Annotated in this window: 5 protein-coding genes; all 5 read left to right on the top strand. The window is 57.9% G+C overall.

The features are described from left to right. Positions 1 to 652 precede the first annotated feature (652 nt). Positions 653 to 1,069: a helix-turn-helix transcriptional regulator gene (locus ACFO3E_RS15160; protein WP_066529736.1), complete on the top strand. Its 417-nt coding sequence runs from the start codon at positions 653 to 655 to the stop codon at positions 1,067 to 1,069. 7 nt (positions 1,070 to 1,076) lie between these two features. Further along, a complete protein-coding gene (locus ACFO3E_RS15155; protein ID WP_380805796.1) occupies positions 1,077 to 1,688 on the top strand; it encodes a GntR family transcriptional regulator in 612 nt (203 codons plus the stop codon). A gap of 160 nt (positions 1,689 to 1,848) precedes the next feature. After that, positions 1,849 to 1,989, top strand: coding sequence for a hypothetical protein (locus ACFO3E_RS15150; protein ID WP_380805793.1), 141 nt, complete (start codon positions 1,849 to 1,851; stop codon positions 1,987 to 1,989). A gap of 51 nt (positions 1,990 to 2,040) precedes the next feature. Then, the gene (locus tag ACFO3E_RS15145) at positions 2,041 to 2,691 is read left to right on the top strand and encodes a lasso peptide biosynthesis B2 protein (RefSeq protein ID WP_380805791.1); all 651 of its coding nucleotides are present in this window, start codon (positions 2,041 to 2,043) and stop codon (positions 2,689 to 2,691) included. Then, the gene (locus ACFO3E_RS15140; RefSeq protein WP_380805788.1) at positions 2,688 to 3,527 is read left to right on the top strand and encodes an asparagine synthase-related protein; all 840 of its coding nucleotides are present in this window, start codon (positions 2,688 to 2,690) and stop codon (positions 3,525 to 3,527) included. The genes ACFO3E_RS15145 and ACFO3E_RS15140 overlap by 4 nt, the downstream gene beginning before the upstream one ends. Positions 3,528 to 3,622: the final 95 nt, after the last annotated feature.

The following is a 3,622-nucleotide window of genomic DNA, read 5'->3' as shown; positions in this document are numbered from 1 at the left end:
GCCTCCTGCTTGAACTCTTCGCTATGCTTGATCATCTCGTCGGTCTCCTTGAATGAGCCTTAAACTCTCAAGTGACCGGCACAAAACCGTTACAAGTCCACCGCCTTCGGCAACGACATGCTGGCGTGGCGTAGCCGAGATTGGAAGCCCATCGTCACTATGCCGTTCTGGCCGGGAGAGTGTGGCCGCATGGACCGCAAGGCTGGTCGCAACCAGAGAGGTAAAGGCAACTATCATCGCGAACTCCCACATTTGGGGCGAAGCTCCATTCTGCCTCATGTTCGACACTAAGGTGGTCACAGGGCATTTGCGCTTCGCATCTTGTCCGATGAGAGGTGGATGGCCGAACGGAAGCATCGCGGCAACCACGGGAGCATTTGAGTGCGCAAAGCGCATTTTGCTGCCCAATGCGCACTACAGTGCGCAAATCTCGATCATATTTCCGACCAGGCGCATCGATTGTTGGGCGGCGCTACTTTGCACGGCGCAGTTAGCTTGGCCGGGCAGTGGTCGTGCGCAGGGGTGAAGTCCTTGATTTCGCCGGACGAAGACTCGCCGGATCGGCGACACTTTATGTTGCGGTACTGCGAGCGCTGCTTATGGTCCGATCACAGGGATTCCATGGCGGCTCATTCTCCAAAGAAGGGGGCACATGTCACCAGACAAGGCGACTGCGCTAGCGAATAGTCCGCTTCTCAACTTCGTGAAGGAGTTGTCCGGAAGCCGTATCGAACAGGCGCGTAGACGAAACGGGATCACGCAGGCGCAGTTCGCGCGTGAGATTGGCATCAGCCGACGTTGGCTGCAAGAAATCGAATCTGGAAATCCAAGTTCCCGCCTCGATTTTCACGTCGTCTGCGCTGAACATCTCCAGCTTACGACAGGCTATATATTTTTGCCGTTTCTATTCCGTGGGCACCAGATGGAGTTTCCTCGCGAACTGACATACGGCGATTACCACGATATCGAGCGCGAATGCATCGACCTCATCGCGAGGCGAAATCTTACGCGGATGAAGCAGAAGCTGACGCCGCGCTGGTGGTCGCCGCAGCTACCCGAAGGTGCGTAAGTCATCAATGCCCGCACCCGAGCCGATCACGCATGATCGCATCTACCGGACAATGAAGGCCGACATTCTCGGCGGCCACTTTACATCTGGCGCCAAGCTGACGGCGACGAAGATTGCCGGCCGGTATGAGGCGAGCATTACGCCCGTGCGCGAGGCGATCTATCGCCTGGTAGGCGAAGGTCTCGTCGAGATGACGGTCGAGGGCTTTCATGTGAAGCTGAGCAGCCGGGATATGTTGCTCGATATTCTTGACCTTAGCCAGAAGCTGTTGGTGGTGTGCTTGCAACGCTGGAGCGGGTCGCCGGCAATGAGGGTGGACGATCAACCGCTCGCCGGAGAGCCCACTGCTGAAGAAGCCGTGCAGCTTCTCGAAAAAATTCTCATCACTCTCTTCGTCGCCTCCAACAACAAGGCCATCCTGGCCTGGGGCGAACAGGCGAATGAACGCCTGAGATGGATTCGCACATATCAATGCCGCGGCAGCAGAAGGGCGCTGCTGGAATGCGTTACCATTCATAATCTTGCGCAGCAGCACGATCGTGTGCGTCTTCGGCGACAACTTCTGGCCCATCATCGTCGCTGTGCCCGCACGATCGTCGAGCATTTTTTTATCGAGTGATGATCTTATTCAGACTGGAAATCTCGGGCGTTAGTGACGAATTCCAAAAGAACTTTCGGTCGCTTGCGCCGGATCGGCGCTTTATAAGCTGCGATATATATCCGTCGCTGAACTACCTTTTGATGGCCGCACCATTGCGGCTGTTATGAGGAGTGAAACGATGCGTGACGACGAAACGGTCGGCCAGTCCGACATCATCGAACTCGGCTCGGTTACCGAACTGACCCGGGGTCCTTTCGGTGTCCAGGAGGACATTCTCACCAACTTCGCGCGCGAGAGCATGGGCCTCGCCGACGAGTGAAGGGGAAGGGGCACGCAGCCGCGTGCCCCTTTTCTTGGCAAGGAGGGTGCTGTGGGATTTGTCTTGGCGGATGGTCTCTCATACGGCGTCGGCGCAAACCAGGCGATTTTCCTGGCAATCGCCAGCGACCGCTATTTTTGTCTATCGCCAAAACTCAATGAGGCTTTTCTGGCGCTGGCCCAAGGGCAAAGTATTGATCAGCACCATATTAAGAGCCTTATTGCGGCTCGGATTATTTGCGATGCGGTCGGCGATAACGATATTCGCGCCGTCCGCGTGCCGGTGGCTGAGCGATCGCTCGCGACCCGCGCGGCGCGGTACACCAGGGCCGTTCGGTCGCCGGTCGCCCTGTTCGATCGTGTATATGTAAAACGGGTACTGGCCAAGAAAGGGCTCCGGCGCTTGCTCACACAAGATCTGAGCAATCTCCTTTACGAACGGAGCGAACGGGGAGCAGAAGATATCGCCCAGATTGTCGAGGCGGTTCACGCCGCAGGCCGGATATTCGGGGCAAAGGATCAATGCCTGTCGCAATCCTTGTTGATCCGACGCCAGATGCAACGCTGCGGCTATGGCGCGGCGCTCGTTTTCGGAGTTCGTCTCCTGCCTTTCCAGGCGCATTGCTGGCTTCAGCGCGGCGTCACCGTACTCGACGACCATCATGAGCATGTCGCTCAGTTTACCCCGGTATTCGCGTCATGATGGCAGAGCGCTATCTTGTGGTGGCGGATAGGTTGCCTGGCGCGCAAGGTCGGATCGCGGAGGCCGGGCTGCTGACGGTCTTCACAAGCGATCGAGTGGCGATTGGCATTTCGCCTGGTCTGCCCTTCACGCTTCTGCCCGGAGGTGTGGGTGTGATTATGGGCGCCTTCTTTCCTCGCAAGGGCCGCGAAAGGGCGCTGGATAGCCTTCTGAATTGGGAGGCGACCGGGCAGACGGAAATGCTTGAGGCAATCAGCACCCATTTCTGGGGCTCCTATGTGCTTGTGTGTGATAGCGCAAATGGCGACGGTCCATTGGTGGCCCGCGACCCTTCTGGAGCACTCTCTGCCTATTACAAGGCTGTGCCGAGCGGCCTTCGTATCAGCAACGATGTCAAGCTGCTCGGCGATCGCTTCACGATCGCCAGCGACCGCGTCCGCGACTTCATAGCCTCGGACGGCTATTATGCGGAAGAAACCTGCCTTTCGGGCATTTTCGATTTGCGGCCGGGTATGGCGCTGACGGGACGGGTCACCCAGCTGGTCGAGCGTCCCTTCTGGTCCCCCTGGGATCATTGTCCAGATCCCCGTGAGCCGGGGAATGCGCGGGCGGCCGATAGCGTCAGAGAGGTGGTGTGCGATACGGTCGCGTCGCTTTGCGCTGCCTATGAGCGCCCGCTGGTCTTCATGTCGGGAGGACTCGATTCTTCAGTCGTTCTCGCTGCATTGAAGGCCGCCGGCCGCGCCGCTCATTGCCTGAATACCTACACTGCTGATCTGTCTGGAGACGAGCGCGGTTTCGCGCGGATCGTTGCCAGTTCCTTCAACTATCTGTGAATAAGCCTGCAATGTTGACCCTAGTTTTGGGGTGATAGGCTTCCAAAGTTGACCCCCTGAACGATTGCGGTTCACGCTCTTGCGCTTTGCTGCGG

Source organism: Sphingobium tyrosinilyticum (assembly GCF_042654265.1).
GTDB lineage: Bacteria > Pseudomonadota > Alphaproteobacteria > Sphingomonadales > Sphingomonadaceae > Sphingobium > Sphingobium tyrosinilyticum.
The sequence above is the reverse complement of the archived record's forward strand: the minus strand, read 5'-3'. Positions and strand labels throughout refer to the sequence as shown.

Coding starts and splice junctions, on each gene's coding strand:
- ACFO3E_RS15160 (WP_066529736.1), top strand. CDS start 653: ATGTCACCAGACAAGGCGACTGCGCTAGCGAATAGTCCGCTTCTCAAC.
- ACFO3E_RS15155 (WP_380805796.1), top strand. CDS start 1,077: ATGCCCGCACCCGAGCCGATCACGCATGATCGCATCTACCGGACAATG.
- ACFO3E_RS15150 (WP_380805793.1), top strand. CDS start 1,849: ATGCGTGACGACGAAACGGTCGGCCAGTCCGACATCATCGAACTCGGC.
- ACFO3E_RS15140 (WP_380805788.1), top strand. CDS start 2,688: ATGATGGCAGAGCGCTATCTTGTGGTGGCGGATAGGTTGCCTGGCGCG.